15 protein-coding genes and 1 pseudogene are annotated in these 16019 nt (G+C 71.8%); 10 read left to right on the plus strand and 6 right to left on the minus strand.

From position 1 onward, the window contains the following. Window positions 1-64: 64 nt before the first annotated feature. Window positions 65-775 (minus strand): NADPH-dependent F420 reductase, encoded by a 711-nt coding sequence (gene npdG / locus OG446_RS09405; RefSeq protein WP_327171129.1) that lies wholly within the window; start codon window positions 773-775, stop codon window positions 65-67. Between the two features lie 140 nt (window positions 776-915). On the opposite strand from npdG, the gene OG446_RS09410 reads away from it, so the two are divergent. Both OG446_RS09410 and OG446_RS09415 read left to right on the plus strand, forming a co-directional pair. Continuing rightward, on the plus strand, window positions 916-1518 hold the full coding sequence (locus tag OG446_RS09410) for a hypothetical protein (protein ID WP_328893586.1): 603 nt from the start codon (window positions 916-918) through the stop codon (window positions 1516-1518). Window positions 1519-1597: 79 nt separating this feature from the next. Further along, entirely contained in the window at window positions 1598-2908 is a 1311-nt protein-coding gene (locus OG446_RS09415; protein ID WP_328893587.1) for an MFS transporter, read from the plus strand. A gap of 30 nt (window positions 2909-2938) precedes the next feature. Here OG446_RS09415 and OG446_RS09420 read toward each other — a convergent pair whose 3' ends face one another. Then, window positions 2939-3178 (minus strand): hypothetical protein, encoded by a 240-nt coding sequence (locus OG446_RS09420; RefSeq protein ID WP_326735859.1) that lies wholly within the window; start codon window positions 3176-3178, stop codon window positions 2939-2941. 58 nt (window positions 3179-3236) lie between these two features. Between OG446_RS09420 and map the strand changes: the two genes are divergently transcribed. Continuing rightward, window positions 3237-4094 (plus strand): type I methionyl aminopeptidase, encoded by an 858-nt coding sequence (map, locus tag OG446_RS09425; protein ID WP_328893588.1) that lies wholly within the window; start codon window positions 3237-3239, stop codon window positions 4092-4094. A 172-nt stretch (window positions 4095-4266) separates the two neighbouring features. On the opposite strand, the gene OG446_RS09430 is transcribed toward map, so the two are convergent. Beyond that, complete coding sequence (locus OG446_RS09430) at window positions 4267-4947, minus strand: PhzF family phenazine biosynthesis protein (protein ID WP_328893589.1); 681 nt, start codon at window positions 4945-4947, stop codon at window positions 4267-4269. A gap of 202 nt (window positions 4948-5149) precedes the next feature. Between OG446_RS09430 and OG446_RS09435 the strand changes: the two are divergent. The 5 genes and pseudogenes from OG446_RS09435 to OG446_RS09455 all read left to right on the plus strand — a co-directional run. Continuing rightward, a pseudogene (locus OG446_RS09435) lies at window positions 5150-5398 on the plus strand (hemin ABC transporter ATP-binding protein); the annotation flags it as partial. Window positions 5399-5588: 190 nt separating this feature from the next. Further along, a complete protein-coding gene (efeO, locus tag OG446_RS09440; protein WP_328893590.1) occupies window positions 5589-6725 on the plus strand; it encodes an iron uptake system protein EfeO in 1137 nt (378 codons plus the stop codon). 23 nt (window positions 6726-6748) lie between these two features. Continuing rightward, window positions 6749-8014 carry an iron uptake transporter deferrochelatase/peroxidase subunit gene (gene efeB, locus OG446_RS09445; protein WP_328893591.1) on the plus strand — a complete coding sequence of 422 codons (1266 nt, stop codon included), beginning with the start codon at window positions 6749-6751 and terminating at the stop codon, window positions 8012-8014. Window positions 8015-8044: 30 nt separating this feature from the next. After that, the gene (gene efeU / locus OG446_RS09450) at window positions 8045-9028 is read left to right on the plus strand and encodes an iron uptake transporter permease EfeU (RefSeq protein ID WP_328893592.1); all 984 of its coding nucleotides are present in this window, start codon (window positions 8045-8047) and stop codon (window positions 9026-9028) included. Beyond that, window positions 8961-9893, plus strand: a complete 933-nt coding sequence (locus OG446_RS09455) for a hypothetical protein (RefSeq protein WP_328893593.1) — start codon at window positions 8961-8963, stop codon at window positions 9891-9893. The genes efeU and OG446_RS09455 overlap by 68 nt, the downstream gene beginning before the upstream one ends. Window positions 9894-9976: 83 nt before the next feature. On the opposite strand, the gene OG446_RS09460 is transcribed toward OG446_RS09455, so the two are convergent. Further along, the gene (locus OG446_RS09460; protein ID WP_328893594.1) at window positions 9977-10723 is read right to left on the minus strand and encodes a bifunctional DNA primase/polymerase; all 747 of its coding nucleotides are present in this window, start codon (window positions 10721-10723) and stop codon (window positions 9977-9979) included. A gap of 270 nt (window positions 10724-10993) precedes the next feature. Here OG446_RS09460 and ddaH point away from each other — a divergent pair, with 270 nt between their 5' ends. Then, window positions 10994-11890: a dimethylargininase gene (ddaH, locus tag OG446_RS09465; protein WP_443050071.1), complete on the plus strand. Its 897-nt coding sequence runs from the start codon at window positions 10994-10996 to the stop codon at window positions 11888-11890. 45 nt (window positions 11891-11935) lie between these two features. Here ddaH and OG446_RS09470 read toward each other — a convergent pair whose 3' ends face one another. Then, window positions 11936-12934, minus strand: coding sequence for a small ribosomal subunit Rsm22 family protein (locus tag OG446_RS09470; protein ID WP_328893596.1), 999 nt, complete (start codon window positions 12932-12934; stop codon window positions 11936-11938). Window positions 12935-13109: 175 nt separating this feature from the next. Between OG446_RS09470 and OG446_RS09475 the strand changes: the two genes are divergently transcribed. Beyond that, on the plus strand, window positions 13110-14465 hold the full coding sequence (locus tag OG446_RS09475; RefSeq protein WP_328893597.1) for a hypothetical protein: 1356 nt from the start codon (window positions 13110-13112) through the stop codon (window positions 14463-14465). Window positions 14466-14634: 169 nt separating this feature from the next. On the opposite strand, the gene OG446_RS09480 is transcribed toward OG446_RS09475, so the two are convergent. Then, window positions 14635-15948, minus strand: coding sequence for a multidrug effflux MFS transporter (locus tag OG446_RS09480; RefSeq protein ID WP_328893598.1), 1314 nt, complete (start codon window positions 15946-15948; stop codon window positions 14635-14637). Window positions 15949-16019: the final 71 nt, after the last annotated feature.

Raw genomic sequence — 16019 nt, forward strand, 5'->3', positions numbered from 1 at the left:
TGCGCGGTCCCGTCCAGTGTCCCCCATGCCCCCGGCCGCCGGGCGCAGGGTGCGGGGCCGTGGCTCAGACGTCGGTGGTGCGCAGCCCGGCGTGTGCCTTGTAGCGGCGGTTGACCGAGATCAGGTTGGCGACGAGCGACTCGACCTGGTGGGCGTTGCGGAGCCGGCCAGCGAAGATGCCGCGCATCCCCGGGATCCGGCCGGCCAGTGCCTGGACGATGTCGGTGTCGGCGCGGGCCTCGCCCAGCACCAGCACATCGGTGTCGATCTCCTCGATCGCCTCGTCCTGGAGCAGGACCGCCGACAGGTGGTGGAAGGCGGCGGTGACGCGGGACTCCGGCAGCAGGGCGGCGGCCTGCTCGGCGGCGCTGCCCTCCTCGGGCTTCAGCGCGTAGGCGCCCTTCTTGTCGAAGCCGAGCGGGTTGACGCAGTCGATGACGAGCTTGCCGGCGAGCTCGTCGCGCAGGGACTCCAGGGTCTTGGCGTGCCCGTCCCACGGCACGGCGACGATCACGACGTCGCTGTCGCGTGCGCAGGCGGCGTTGTCGGCGCCGCGCACGCCGTGTCCGAGCTCGTCGGCGGCGGCCTGGGCGCGGTCCGCCGCGCGGGAGCCGATGATCACGGACTGTCCGGCGCGGGCGAACCGGTAGGCGAGTCCGCGGCCCTGCGGGCCGGTGCCGCCGAGGACACCGATGGTCAGGCCGGACACGTCGGGGAGGTCCCAGGGATCCTTGGCGGGGGGCTTGGGCGCGCTGCCGCTGTCATTCGTAGTCATGGCCCCGACACTACTGCCAGGTACGGGGGCGGCACGGTGCGTCCTCGGCCAGTGGGACTGTCCGGCGCACGGGCCTCGTACGGGTGGTTCCACCGCCGTTCGCCGGTGTGGGGCGCCGGTGTGGTGCATGATGCCGGGCCATGGATGCCGTACGTGTGGCGCTGCTGCGTGAGGTGTTGGCGAAGACCCAGTGGCCGGCCGCGACCCGGCAGTTCGCCGGGACGCTGCGCTCGTCCGTCGTGCCGCACGGCGGCGGGCTGCTGCTGGTGGGGACCGAGGTGTACGAGCCGTGGCACCTGGCGGCCCATCTGGTCGACGAGTCCACCTGGTCCGGGCTGCCCGAGCTGACGCCCACGCTGGTACGCCACCGCGTGGAGCCGGGCGACCCGGCTCACCTGTCCGTGGGGCTCGGCCGGATCGAGGCGGCCGGGCGGGGCGAGACGCTGCTCGTGGTGGTACCGGAGCGGCCGGGCGAGGGGCTGCTGGAGCGGGTGCACGATGCCCGCCGGGCCGGGGCGACGGTCCTGTCGCTGGACAACGGTGATCCGGAGGTGCGGGGGCTCGCCCACGAGGCGCTCTCCGTGACGGGCGGCGACGACGTGGACCTGGACACGGTCCAGCACCTGGTCAGCGCGGCGGCGGGAGAGAACAGCGCGCCCGCGCAGCGCGGCAGGCTGCGGTTCCGGGACCGGCTGTCCCGGCTGGCCGACCAGCTGACCGCACCGCCGCCGGCGCGGTGGTGACCAGGAACACCCTCGGCAGCCGCCCCCTGCGTGAAATCTGTTTGCACCGGGCACGCACCGGGACGGACCATGTCTCCTCGTGACCTCTCGCACCTCCCTCGCCGCCAGGCTGGCCGCGCTGCTTCCGGACCTCTCCCCCTGGCGTTCCTCGGCGGACTTCCGGCTGCTGTGGGTGCAGGGGATCGTCACCTACTTCGGCAGCTTCATGGCCCTGATCGCGCTGCCGCTCCAGATCAAGGACCTCACCGGGTCCCCGCTCGCGGTCGGCGCGATGGGCGCGGTCGAGCTGGTGCCCCTGGTCGTGTTCGGCCTCTACGGCGGTGCGCTCGCCGACACGGCCGACCGCCGCAAGGTCATCCTGGCCACCGAGGCGGGGCTCGGCCTGCTCGCGCTGGTGCTGCTGGTGAACGCGGCCCTGCCGGATCCGATGCTGTGGCCGCTCTACGTGGTGGCGGGCGGTGTCTCCGCGCTGGCCGGGCTCCAGCGGCCCGCGCTGGACTCGCTGATGGCCCGCATCGTGCCGCACGACCAGTTGGGCGCCGCCGCCGCGCTGAACTCGCTGCGCTGGCAGGCCGGCGCGATCATGGGGCCGGCGCTGGCGGGTCTGGTGGTGGCCTATGCCGGGCATGCGACGGCGTACGGGGTCACCGTGGTCACCTTCGCCGTCTCCGTCGTGCTGTGCCGCAGGCTGGCGCCCGCGCCGCCCGCGGAGCAGGGGACGAAGCCGTCGCTGCGCGGCATCGTGGAGGGGGCACGCTACGCGTGGAGCCGGCCGGTGCTGCTCGGGACGTACGCGATCGACATGGCGGCGATGTTCTTCGCCTTCCCGAACACGATCTTCCCGTTCCTCGCCGACGAGCTGGACGCCGAGTGGTCGCTGGGGCTGATGTATGCGGCGGGCTCGGTCGGCTCCCTCGTCCTGGGCCTGACCAGCGGCTGGACCTCACGGGTGCGCCGGCACGGACTGTTCGTGGTGTGCGGTGCGGCCGTCTGGGGGCTGGCCATCGCGGCGGCCGGCTGGTTCGGCAGCGTATGGCTGGTGCTGGCCTGCCTGACGGTCGCCGGCGCGGGCGACATGCTCAGCGGCCTCGGCCGTTCGACGATCTGGAACCAGACGATCCCGGAGGAGCTGCGGGGCCGTCTGGCGGGCATTGAGGTGCTCTCGTACAGCGTCGGCCCGCAGCTGGGTCAGGTCCGGGCCGGCGGCATGGCCGGGTGGACGGGCACCAGGACCGCGGTCTGGTCCGGGGGCGTCGCCTGTGTCGCCTCGGTGGCGCTGCTGGCTGCGGCCCTGCCGAAGCTCCTGACGTACGACTCGGAGACGGACGAGGACGCGCTGCGCAGGCGGGCGCGGAGCGAGGAGGCCCTGCGGGCCGCGCCGACGGGCTGAGCCCGGGGCGTCAGCCCCGGGCCCCCGCCCTCAGCCGCTCGCGTTCTCGTCCGGGTCCTGACCCGGGCGGTCGTGCCATTTGGGGTCGGTCTCCCACTCCAGATTCCGCTCCTGCGCGGTCTCCATCGCGTGCTGCGCCTCCTGGCGGGAGGTGTACGGCCCGAATCGGTCCTTGGCGGGGCACTCGGGGCCCTCCTCGACCTTTTTGTGCTCCAGGCAGTAGAACCACTCGCCCGGCTTGCCGACCGTGCGCTTCTTGAACAGGGCCATCTCCGGCTCCTTTCCTCTGTGCCATGCTGCCCCAGGCGCGCTGGTTAGACTCGCTGGCATGTCTGGCCAGTCGCTGCTTGTACCAGGGGAGCTCACTCCCGTCCGTTCCGTGCCCGGAAACATCCGGCGCCCCGAGTATGTGGGCAAGCCGGCCCCGACGCCGTACAGCGGCCCGGAGGTCCAGGACGCCGACACCGTCGAGCGCATGCGCATCGCGGGACGCATCGCCGCCCAGGCGATGGGCGAGGCCGCGAAGCACATCGCCCCGGGCGTCACGACGGACGAACTCGACCGGGTCGCCCACGAGTTCATGTGCGACCACGGCGCGTACCCGTCGACCCTGGGCTACCGGGGCTTCCCCAAGTCGCTCTGCACCTCGCTCAACGAGGTGATCTGCCACGGCATCCCGGACTCCACGGTGCTGCGCGACGGCGACATCGTGAACCTCGACGTGACGGCGTACATCAACGGGGTGCACGGCGACAACAACGCCACCTACCTCTGCGGTGACGTGGACGAGGAGTCGCGGCTGCTCGTGGAGCGCACCGAGGAGTCGCTGAGGCGGGCGATCAAGGCGGTGCGGCCGGGCCGCCAGGTCAACGTGATCGGCCGGGTCATCGAGTCGTACGCGAAGCGCTTCGGGTACGGGGTGGTGCGGGACTTCACGGGGCACGGGATCAACTCCTCGTTCCACTCCGGGCTGATCATTCCGCACTACGACAGTCCGCACGCCACCACCGTGATGCAGCCGGGGATGACGTTCACGATCGAGCCGATGCTGACGCTCGGGTCCCACGACTACGACATGTGGGACGACGGCTGGACCGTGGTCACGAAGGACCGCAAGCGCACCGCACAGTTCGAGCACACGCTCGTGGTGACGGAGACGGGCGCCGACATCCTGACGCTCCCGTAGCCCCCTCCCCCCTCCCTTCCCTCAACGGCCGCCCTTTTCCGGGGCGGCCGTTCTCGTTGCCTCCGGCCCCCTTTACCGACAAGCCGTCGGGAAAGAGTTGTTCGTGTACCGGGTGCCGCGGCGCCCCGCCGCTTCGTTCGTCCTCGATCGCCGAACGGGCTTGAGCGCGCCGCTACGGGCCCGCGTGCGCCAGCATGACCCGGCCGCCGATCTCCACCGAGCCGTCCGGGGCCGGGGCCGTGAGGATCTGGGAGCCGCGGCCCTGCCTGATGTTCAGGGCGCGGCCCAGCCGGTCGCTCAGCAGGAGCGCCGCCGCCCCCGTCGCCTCGTCCTCCGCGATCCCGTCGTCCCTCCGGGGGAACGCCCTCGCCCGCGCCCGGCCCGCGGCCTCGTCCTCCCACGCCCAGGCGTAGAGCCAGCCCTCGCCGGGCGGCGGGGCGGGCAGCGCGTCGACCTCCGCGACCGAGGCGTACTGCTGAAGCGTGCGGGGTGGCGCCCACTCGGGGCGGGCGGTGATCCAGCTGAACTCCCCGTCCTGACGGGCGAAGACCTCCCCCACCTCCAGCTCCAGGACCTCCAGGTCGAGCAGCCACGCGGCGCCGACCACGGGATGTCCGGCGAACGGCAGCCGGAGGCCGGGGGTGTAGATGTCCAGATGGCCGCGCTCCGGGTCGTCCACGAACACGGTCTCGCTGAAGCCGAGTTTGCGGGCGAGTTCCTGCCGGGACACCTCGTCGGGGTGGTCGCGTCCGTCGCGTACGACACCGAGCGCGTTGCCGTGCCGGCCGTCGGGGCCGCAGAACACGCGCAGTACATCGATACCGCTGCCGGCGGGTACGTCGCAGTCATTCACGTGCGCATTCAAGCACCGCCCGGGGGGGCCGGGCACCGCTTCCCGGTGCCCGGCAGCGCGCCCGGCGGTGCGCTGGTGCTGGTCGCGGGCGACCTCGCGGCCCGTACCGTCGGCAAGGTGGTTGGGCACGAGGACGCTGCGGCACCTCTTCGCGGTACGGGACCGGCAGCTGCCCGTGCCCGCCTCCCGGCGACCCGGCCGCCGAAGCACGCGGGCTGCGGGTGCGGCCGGGCGGTCGGCAGGTGCTCGACTCCATCGACACGATCCGGGCCCCGCGGCCGCGTACGCGGACCGGGCCGCCGTGCTGCACGACGGGCGGATCGCGGTGGCGGGTCCGCCCGGCGAGGTGTTCACGAGTGCGTTGCCCAGCGGGGTCTGCCGGCAGCCGGTCGAGGCGCTCCCGCATCCCCGGACCGGGGTGCCCCTCGTCGTTCCGGACAGGGCTTCTTGACCAGCGCTTGACCTGTTGGGGGCTCGCTCATGGGTCGACTGTGACGCTTCCGTTCCCGTGCGACCCCAGTGAGAGCTGAATCACTGCACAGGTGGGTATCGGTCAGGTAAGCCTCGGTTAAGTTAGGTCCGCCTCACCCACCTTTGTCCGCCGCTTTCAGCCTTCTCCTACGTCCCCAAGTGGAGCCCTCATGCGAGCCGTTCGTCTCTCCGTCGTCACCGCTGCCGCCACCGTGGCCGCCCTGACCGCTGTCACGGGCTGCGCCGAGAAGAGCGACGGCAAGGGCGAGGGTGCCGTCCAGGTCGTCGCCAAGGACGACTCCTGCGAGGTCTCGAAGACGGAGCTGCCGGCCGGGCACGTCGAGCTGGCCGTGGAGAACAAGGGTTCCAAGGTCACCGAGGTCTACGTCCTGTTCCCGGACGACCGCATCGTCGCCGAGCGCGAGAACATCGGCCCGGGCACCAAGGCCACCATCACCGCCGAGATCAAGGCCGGTTCGTACGAGATCGCCTGCAAGCCCGGCATGAAGGGGCACGGCATCCGGCAGAAGATCGAGGTGAGCGGCGGCAAGGCGGCCAAGCGCAGCCCGGAGATGGACAAGGCCGTCGCCGCCTACCGCACCTACGTCCAGGCGCAGGCCGACGAGACGCTGCCGAAGGTCAAGGTCTTCACGGACGCCGTCGCCGCCGGTGACATCGAGGCCGCGAAGAAGGCGTACGCCGACTCCCGTATCGGCTGGGAGCGCACCGAGCCGGTCGCCGAGTCGTTCGGCGACATCGACCCGAAGGTCGACGTCCGCGAGGACGGCCTGGAGGACGGCCAGAAGTGGACCGGCTGGCACCGCCTGGAGAAGGCGCTGTGGCAGGACAAGAAGCTGGGCGCCGAGGAGAAGGCCCTCGCGCCGACCCTCTACAAGGACCTGCTCGACTGGCAGAAGCGCGTCGGCACGGCGGAGATCACCCCGACCTCGATGGCCAACGGCGCCAAGGAACTCCTCGACGAGGTCGCGACCGGCAAGGTCACCGGTGAGGAGGAGCGCTACAGCCACACCGACCTGGTCGACTTCAAGGCCAACGTCGAGGGCGCCGAGAAGTCCTACCAGCTGCTGAAGGCGATCGCCACGAAGAACGACGCGGCGCTGACCTCCACCCTGGACAAGCGGTTCGCGGAGCTGAACACGCTGCTGGACCAGTACCGCACGGACAAGAGCTCCTACGTGTTCACCTCGTACGAGAAGGTCGGCAAGGCGGACCGCAAGGAGCTGTCGGACGCGGTCAACGCGCTCGCCGAGCCCCTGTCGCAGCTCGCCGCCGCGGTGACGAAGTAACCGGCCGGAAAGAGGTTGTGGGCATGACCGAGCACGCCGGAGAGAACCAGCAGGAGCCCGCGGGCGCCCCCTCGCGGCGCGCTCTGCTCGGCTGGGGCGGCGCCGGGCTCGCGCTCGGCGCGGCCGTGGCGGGCGGCGCCGTGGCCGCGGTGCGCTCCGGCGACACCGCCGTGACGGCCGCGGACAGCGGTGCGGCGGTGCCGTTCCACGGTGCGCACCAGGCGGGGATCGCCACGGCCGTCCAGGACCGGCTGCACTTCGCCGCGTTCGACGTGACGACGAAGGACCGGGCGGAACTGGTCGCGCTGCTCAAGGAGTGGACCCGGGCGGCCGAGCGGATGACGGCCGGTCACGCGGTCGGCGACGGCGCCTACGGGGGCCCGGCCGAGGCGCCGCCGGACGACACCGGCGAGGCCCTGGGGCTCAAGCCGTCCCGGCTGACGCTGACGATCGGCTTCGGCCCCTCGCTGTTCGCCAAGGGCCGGTTCGGCCTGGAGGACAGGCGTCCGGACGCACTCGTCGAGCTGCCGAAGTTCCCGGGCGACAACCTCGACCGGGCCCGCAGCGGCGGCGACCTGTGCGTCCAGGCGTGTGCGGACGACCCGCAGGTGGCGGTGCACGCCATCCGCAACCTCGCCAGGATCGGCATGGGCCGCACCGCGATCCGCTGGTCGCAGCTGGGCTTCGGCAAGACGTCCTCGACGACACCGGACGCCCAGACCCCGCGCAACATGATGGGCTTCAAGGACGGCACCCGGAACATCTCCGGCACCGACACCGCCGCCCTCGACGAGCACGTGTGGGTGGGCCGGAAGGACAACGCCGGCTGGATGACCGGAGGTTCGTACCTCGTGGCCCGGCGCATCCGGATGCACATCGAGACGTGGGACCGGACCGGGCTGCAGGAGCAGGAGGACGTCTTCGGCCGCGACAAGGGCGAGGGCGCCCCGGTCGGCAAGGCGAAGGAGCGCGACGAGCCGTTCCTGAAGGCGATGCTGCCGACCGCGCACGTACGGCTGGCGCACCCCGACACCAATGACGGGGCGACGATCCTGCGGCGCGGCTACTCCTTCACCGACGGCACGGACGGCCTGGGCCGGCTCGACGCCGGACTGTTCTTCCTCGCCTACCAGCGCGACACCCGCACGGCGTTCGTACCGCTGCAGCGGCGCCTGGCGGCGCACGACGCACTCAACGAGTACATCCAGCACGTGGGTTCGGCGCACTTCGCCGTCCCGCCGGGCGTCCGCGACAAGGACGACTGGTGGGGCCGGGCGCTGTTCTCGTAACGGGACTCGAAGCGGAAAGGGAACCGAAACGTGTTCAGTAACTTCCTGATCGGCCTGCGCGAGGGCCTTGAGGCCAGCCTGGTCGTCTGCATTCTCATCGCGTACCTGGTGAAGACCGGCAACCGGCACAAGCTGCTGCCGATCTGGATCGGTGTCGCGATCGCCGTCGTCGTCAGCCTGGGCTTCGGCGCCGGTCTCGAGTTCGGTTCGCAGGAGATGACGTTCAAGGCCCAGGAGGCGCTGGGCGGTTCGCTGTCCATCGTGTCGGTCGGCCTGGTCACCTGGATGGTCTTCTGGATGCGCCGTACCGCGCGGCACCTGAAGTCGGAGCTGCACGGAAAGCTCGACGCGGCGCTCGCGATGGGCACCGGCGCCCTGGTCGCCACGGCGCTGCTCGCGGTGGGCCGTGAGGGCCTGGAGACCTCGCTGTTCGTGTGGCGTGCGGTGCACGCGGCGGACGACGGCTGGCATCCGATGATCGGTGCGGTGCTGGGCATCGCCACGGCCGTCGTGCTGGGGTGGCTGTTCTACCGGGGCGCGCTGAGGATCAACCTGGCGAAGTTCTTCACCTGGACCGGCGGCATGCTGGTCGTCGTCGCGGCGGGTGTCCTCGCGTACGGCGTCCACGACCTGCAGGAGGCCGAGTTCCTCGGCGGGCTGCAGAACCGGGCGTTCGACATCAGCGCCACGATTCCGCCCGACAGCTGGTACGGCACGCTGCTGAAGGGCACGTTCAACTTCCAGCCCGATCCGACCGTTCTCCAGATCACGGTGTGGGCGCTGTATCTGATCCCCACACTCGCGCTGTTCCTCTCCCCGGTAGGGTTCGGACGGTCAGAGGGCCCCGCAGCGGGTGCGACGGATCAGAAGGCGCGGAAAGCAACGGATGAGAAGCCTGAGGCCGGTTCGGCTGGCGACGGGGCTCGCGACAGCGACGGTGCTGAGCATGACGGCGAGCGGGTGCGTGACGGTGCACGGCGAGCTGGAAGTCGTCCGGGCGGCGACGCGGTCTGAGGCCGCGCAGGCGCTCGCCGGCTTCACCGCCGCGTACAACGCGGCGGACAAGGCCTACGACCCCGCGCTGGACGCGGACCAGGTCACCGGTCCGCTCGGTGCGATCAACCAGGCGGGTCTGCGGGCCCGGCGGACGAACAACCCCGACGGCAACGCGAACCACCGGCCGCTGGAGTTGACCGACGCGAAGTACGTCATCCCGAAGAAGGCCGGCTGGCCGCGGTGGTTCGTCGCGGATACCGACTCCAACCGTGATCAGGACAGCGGGAAGCAGGACACCCGCTGGCTGTTCGTCTTCGTCAAGTCCGGGCCCGACGCGGGATGGAAGGCCGCCTATCTGGCGGTCGCCACCCCGACCCGGATCCCCGAATTCGCGAAGGACGGCGAGGGGTGGGCGACCCCGGTGGCCGCGGACAGCTCCGCGCAGACGGTGGCACCCGAGGACCTGGGTACGCAGTACACCGGGTACCTCCAGAAGGGCACACCGGACGTGTTCGCCCCCGGCACGGCCACCTCGGTCTGGCGCACCGCACGCCTGAACACCCGGCGGGCCGGGTTCTCGTACCAGTACATCGACCAGCCGCTGAACAGCGGGACGTTCGCGCCGGTCGGCCTGGAGACGGCCGACGGCGGGGCGCTGGTCTTCTTCAGCAGCAAGCACTTCGAGCGGCAGACCGCGGCGCAGGGGCTGCGCCCGACGGTGTCCCCGGACGTCGCGGCGCTGATGACCGGCGAGGTGCGGAGCACGCTCACGAAGGAGCGGGTCTCCAGCCAGCTGGTGTACGTCCCGAAGAAGGGTGCCGGTACGGGCAAGGTGATCATGCTGAACCGGGTACCGGGCCTGACGTCGGCGAAGGGTTCCTAGGCTCTGGGGTGCCGAGCGGTCCTGGGGCTCTCTCGTCGCCCCAGGCCCTTGCCCCACCCCTGCTCTCGCTGCGGTCGCTCCGGCTACCGGCCCATCGGCCAGGCCACCGACTCGTGATCGACGTCGCTCTGCTCCGCGGATCCCACGAACCGGGCGCAAGCGTCCGTCAGCGTCTCCAGCAGGGTCAGCGGGTCCGGCAGCGGATTCTCCGGCCCCCGCACCCAGCGGACGTCGAGCTCACCGGGGAGCATGGCCGGCGGCAGCAGCACATAGCTGCCGCGGCAGTGCCATCGCAGTCCCGGGTGCTCGTCCATCGTCTCGGGGTGGCAGTCCAGTTCGCACGGCCACCACTCGTCCTCGTCCTCCGGCGTACCGCGCGTCGCGGTGAAGAAGAGCATCCGGTCGTCGCCGGACCGGGCCACCGGGCCCACGTCGATTCCGGCGGCGAGAAGGCGCTCCAGCGCCTGCGCACCGGCCGACAGCGGGACGTCGAGGACGTCGTGGATCATGCCGGTCGCGGTGATGAAGTTGGCCTGCGGCTGGCTGAGGGCCCAGCGCTCGATCTGGGCGCGGTCGGTCGTGGACTGCGTCTGCCAGGCGAAGGAGACCGGGTGCCTGGCGGGGGTGGGACAGCCGACACGTTCGCACGAACATCGGTAGCCGACCGGATGGGCGGCGGGCGCGATCGGCATCCCCGCCTCGGCGACGGCCAGGAGCAGCGCCACCCGTGCGCTGCCGTCGGCGTCGCCCGCTTGCGGTTTGGGCCGACGGCGCAGCCAGTGGGAAAACCTGCTCTCTGAGCCGCGAGCACGGCTGAAATCGGCGCCCATCAATCCCCTTACCTCAAGCGTTGCCCCTGCCCATGGTCCCACCATCCTGCGCTCCGGGTGGCCAGAGTCCTGAAGCGGGGTACGACAGCCGATGCCCCGCCGTGACCGATATCATGATGATTGTTACGAAATGGCAGGTGAATTTCAGGTGATCGGAGGCCCGGGACGGGGTGCCCGCCACCCTCGGCAGGGACGAGTCGGTCACACGTCACACAGCTGTACGGAACCACCCGATCGGTCCACTGTGCCGAAGGCCCGCGACGGCGCACCATGGGCTCACGCACACACCCGTGCGACGCACCGGCCGCAGCGGCCACCAATGCCGCCGCGACGATTCGTGAGGAGCCCTCGTTGCCTCGTGAAGCCACACCCCGCCGCTACCTGATGTGCGCCCCGGCCCACTTCAGGGTGACGTACTCCATCAACCCGTGGATGGACCCCACCAAGCCCGTCGACCTCCCGCTGGCACAGACCCAGTGGGAGGACCTGCTGGGCCGCTACCGCGCCCTCGGCCACACCGTTGAGCTGCTCACGCCCGACCCGGACCTGCCGGACATGGTCTTCGCCGCCAACGGGGCCACCGTCATCGACGGCCGGGTGCTGGGGGCCCGGTTCGCGTACCAGGAACGGTTCCCGGAGGCCGCCGCCCACCGCGACTGGTTCCGCGGCCACGGCTTCACCGAGATCCACGAGCCCGTCCACATCAACGAGGGCGAGGGCGACTTCGCGGTGACCTCCTCGTACGTCCTGGCGGGGCGCGGTTTCCGGTCCAGCCCGCTGTCGCACGACGAGGCGCAGGAGTTCTTCGGACGGCCGGTGATCGGCCTCGATCTGGTCGACCCGCGCTACTACCACCTGGACACGGCGCTGAGCGTCCTCGACGACGCGGCCGACGAGATCATGTACTACCCGGGCGCCTTCTCTCCGGGCAGCCGGGCCGTGCTGGCACGGCTCTTCCCGGACGCGCTGATCGCCGACGAGGCGGACGCCGCCGCTCTCGGGCTGAACGCGGTGAGCGACGGCCTCCACGTCGTGCTGCCGCAGGCCGCCACGGGCCTGTTCGACCCGTTGCGCGACCGCGGTTTCGAACCGGTGCCGATGGACCTGGGCGAGCTGCTCAAGGGCGGCGGCAGCGTGAAGTGCTGCACCCAGGAGCTGCGGGCCTAGGCCGCGTCCTCCAGGGGCGGCGCCGGGGGGTGCCTGTCCAAGCTCCTACGCCGCGTCCTGCGGGGGCGGCCAGGCGTCGCCCCAGTCGGTGTCCCGGGCGGCGCGGTAGAGCGCGCCGTGCCGCTTGGTGACCGTGGCCCGTTGCAGTGCCTCGTCCCGGGTGCAGAGCTCCAGCAGCACCTGGCCCTTGCGGATCTGCGGCCGGCGCGTGACCCGCGACGCCACCGGCGCCGGGGTGAAGCGGGTGGCGACGACGTAGCTGAACTTCTCGTCCTCGTACGGCAGCGAGCCGCCCTTCACCTTCCGGTGCAGCGAGGAGCGGCTGACCCGGGCCGAGAAGTGGCACCAGTCCGTGCCCGGCGCGATGGGGCAGGCGTCGCTGTGCGGGCAGGGCGCGGCGACGGTGAGTCCTGCGGCGATCAGCCGGTCGCGGGCCTCGATGACGCGGGCGTAGCCGTCGGGGGTGCCGGCCTCGACGATCACGACGGCCTGCGCCGCTCGGGCCGCGGCGTCGACGAGGGCGGTGCGGGCCTCGGGCGTGAGTTCGTTGAGCACATAGGAGACGGTCACCAGGTCGGTGGCGTCCAGCGCCAGGTCCTCGCCGATGCGGGCCCGCTGCCATGCGGCGGCGCGCAGTCCCGGGAGGCCGGAGGCCCCGGCCAGTTCGCGGCCGAGCGCGAGGGCCGGCTCGGCCCAGTCCAGGACGGTGGTCCGCGGCCCGTCCCAGGCCCCGGCGACGGCCCAGGTCGCCGCGCCGGTCCCGCCGCCGACATCGGTGTGGGTGGCCGGCGCCCAGTCCGGGGCGGCGTCGCGCAGGGCGTCGAGGACGGACCGTACGGCCTCGAACGTCGCCGGCATCCGGTACGCGGCGTACGCGGCGACGTCCGAGCGGTCGCGGAGCAGCGGGGTGTCGGTGGGAGTGGTTCCCCGGTAGTTGGCGATGAGCCGGTCGACGGCCTGGGCGGCCTGCTTGGGCGGCAGTCCGTCGAGGAGTCCGGCCAGGGCCGCGCGCAGGGCTTCCGCGGTGGGGAGGGTGGCGTTCACCGAGGAATTGTAGGCGGACTCGAACGGGCCCGGACTCCGTGCGGAATCGGGACGGAACGGGTACGGAACCGAACTGCGAGAGCGTACCGACCAGTTGCTACGCTGACCGGCGCGAAGGACCTGGGCGGGACTTTCAGAACACGCCCCGGGTCGGTGATTGCTCATCGGGGGGACCATGAGACTGCAGTTCGGACGCCTGGCTCCGGCCGGCGGAGGGACCACGAGGCAGCGCGTGGTGCGCCTGGCTCTGGTCGGCGGGCTGCTGGTGCTGGCGCTGCTGCTCCTGCTGGCCACCTGCGGGGGCGGCGGCAAGAAGGACGACGGCAAGCCGAAGAAGCCGGTGCGGAAGAGCACGGGCCCGGCGACGCAGCTGACCGTCCCGGCCGCGTACACGACGCGGCGCGGCTGGGAACTCGTCGACACCTCGCCCGACTACGCGATCTCCCGGACGACCGGACGGCTCGCCTATCTGGTGCGGACGGCCGAGGGCGAGTACCGGCTGCGGACGATCGACTCGGAGACCGGACGGGCCGGCTGGAGCGGGGACGCCTGGCGCCCGCCGGCGGCCACGCACTTCCCGAAGCTGTTCACCGTCACGACGGACGACCAGGAGTACTTCGTGACCTGGTCGTACGGGAAGGTCGGCCAGGACGCACCGGCACCCGCGGACCGGATCGTCTCCCTCGACGTGTACACCGTGGAGGACGGTGGCCGGCAGCGCGTCGAGGTGCCGTGGGCCACGGCTCCGACCGTCACCGGCACCGGCCCCGGCATCGTGATCGGCAACGGCGGGGCCACGAGCGTGGTGGTCGACCCGGCGACCGGAAGGATCACCCGGGTGCCCGCCAAGGCGCTGAAGTACCCGAAGGGCTGCGCGTCGTGCGGGCAGCTCACCGAGGTGCGCGGGCTGACGTCGAAGGGCCTGCTGGTGAGCGGGGCCCGGGAGTTCTGGGTGCAGGGCGGCTGGTTCAGCCGGAACGTGGCGCCGAAGGGCGCCGACCGGCAGAGCGGAATCCCGACGTCCGTGGCCCCCGGAGTGGTGCTGGTGAAGTGGCAGCCGGCCAAGGGCTCGAAGCTCGCGGCGACCCATGACCTGTGGACGGTGCACGACACGGAGACGGGCAAGGCGCTGGTCTCCGTGTCGTGCCACAAGCCGGCGATCGCCCCGGGCCAGTACCCGCAGGCCGTCGTCTCGCCGTCGGGCGGCTATCTCGTGGCCGGGAACCTCGCGTTCGACCTGGAGGCCGGCAAGGGGTTCTGCTTCGAGGACACCGAGGGGTCCAGGACCCTCGCCCTGGCCTCGGTGACCGACGACGGAACGGCGTACGGGGCGACGAGCGTGCGCAACGCGGCGGACGCACTGGCCGGGGGCGGCTTCCCCGTCGAGGCCGAACTCTCGACGGGGTCGACGGAGCTGCTGTCCCCGACCGCGCGGATTCCCGGCGCCGAGGGTGCCGAAGGGATCGGGCTGTTCCGCTGGACCGATGACAGGGACCGGCTGCACCTGATCGGCTACCCCCGGGCGGACTGACCGCGACGCGGCGCCCAAAGCCGGGCGGACCTACGCCACGCGGCGCCCAGAGCCGAGCGGACTCACCGCGACGCGGCGCCCAAAGCCGGGCGGACGTACGCCACGCGGCGGACCTACGCCACGCGGCCCTCGCGCGGCCCTCAGGAGCCGGGCGGCCACCGCGCGGCCCTCAGGGCCGGCCGGCCACCTGCTGCCAGGGCCGGCACATCCCCAGGAAGCACGCCATCGCGCCGACCGCGCACACCAGCTGCACGACGGCCATCGGCACGGCCGTCGCCTCGCCCGCGATGCCGACGAGCGGCGAGGCCACGGCGCCGATCAGGAACTGGGAGGTGCCGAGCAGCGCGGAGGCGGAGCCGGCGGCGTGCTTGGTGCGCATCAGCGCCTGTGTGTTGGTGTTCGGCATCGCCAGGCCCATCGCCGACATCAGCACGAACAGGCCGGTCGCGACGGGTACGAGTCCGACGTCCCCGAAGACCCCGGCCGTCATCAGCAGCAGCGCCACCGAGGCCAGCACGATGACCGCGAGGCCGAAGCCGAGCGCCTTGTCGAGACTGACCCGGCCGACGAGGATCTTGCCGTTGATCTGGCCGACGGCGATCAGCCCGACGGAGTTGATGCCGAAGAGCAGGCTGAAGGTCTGCGGCGAGGCGCCGTAGATCTCCTGCACGACGAACGGCGAGGCGCTCACGTACGCGAAGAGTGCGGCAAAGGCGAGGCTGCCCGCGATCATGTAACCGGTGAAGACCCGGTCGGCCAGCAGGCCGCGCATGGTGCGCAGCGCGTCGCCGACGCCGCCGGTGTGGCGTTCGGCGGGCGGCAGGGTCTCGTGCAGCCACTTCCATACGACAAGGGTGAGCAGGACGCCGATGACGGTGAGGACGGCGAAGATGCCCCGCCAGTCGGTGAGCCGCAGGACCTGGCCGCCGATGACCGGGGCGATCACCGGGGCGACTCCGGAGATCAGCATCAGGGTCGAGAAGAACCTGGCCATCGCCTCGCCGTCGTACAGGTCACGCACCACCGCCCGGGCGATGACGATGCCGGCCGCGCCCGCGAGGCCCTGGAGGAGGCGGAAGCCGATGAGGAGTTCGACGGTCGGGGCGAGGACGCAGATCGCGGTGGCGAAGATGTAGACGATCATCCCGATGAGCAGCGGGCGGCGTCTGCCCCAGCGGTCGCTCATCGGGCCGACGACGAGCTGGCCGAGTGCCATGCCGGCGAGGCAGGCGGTCAGGGTCAGCTGGACCGTGGCGGCCGGCGCGTGCAGTGAGTCGGTGACGGCGGGGAGCGCCGGGAGGTACATGTCCATGGACAGCGGCGGCAGCGCGGTCAGTCCGCCGAGGACCAGGGTGACGAGGATTCCGGTACGCCGGGCTGCCGCGATGGCGGCGGAGCCGGGTGGAGAGGTGAGAGGGGGCGGCGTGGCCCCGGTGTCGGTCGTGGGTATCCGCTGGGCCCGGCTGAGGCCGCTGTCCGGCATTCTCATCTCCATAGTTGTTGAATCCGCCTCTATGCTCTCAGCTCAGCCGGAATGGTCGACACCTTTTTGGG

Source organism: Streptomyces sp. NBC_00236 (assembly GCF_036195045.1).
Lineage (GTDB): Bacteria > Actinomycetota > Actinomycetes > Streptomycetales > Streptomycetaceae > Streptomyces.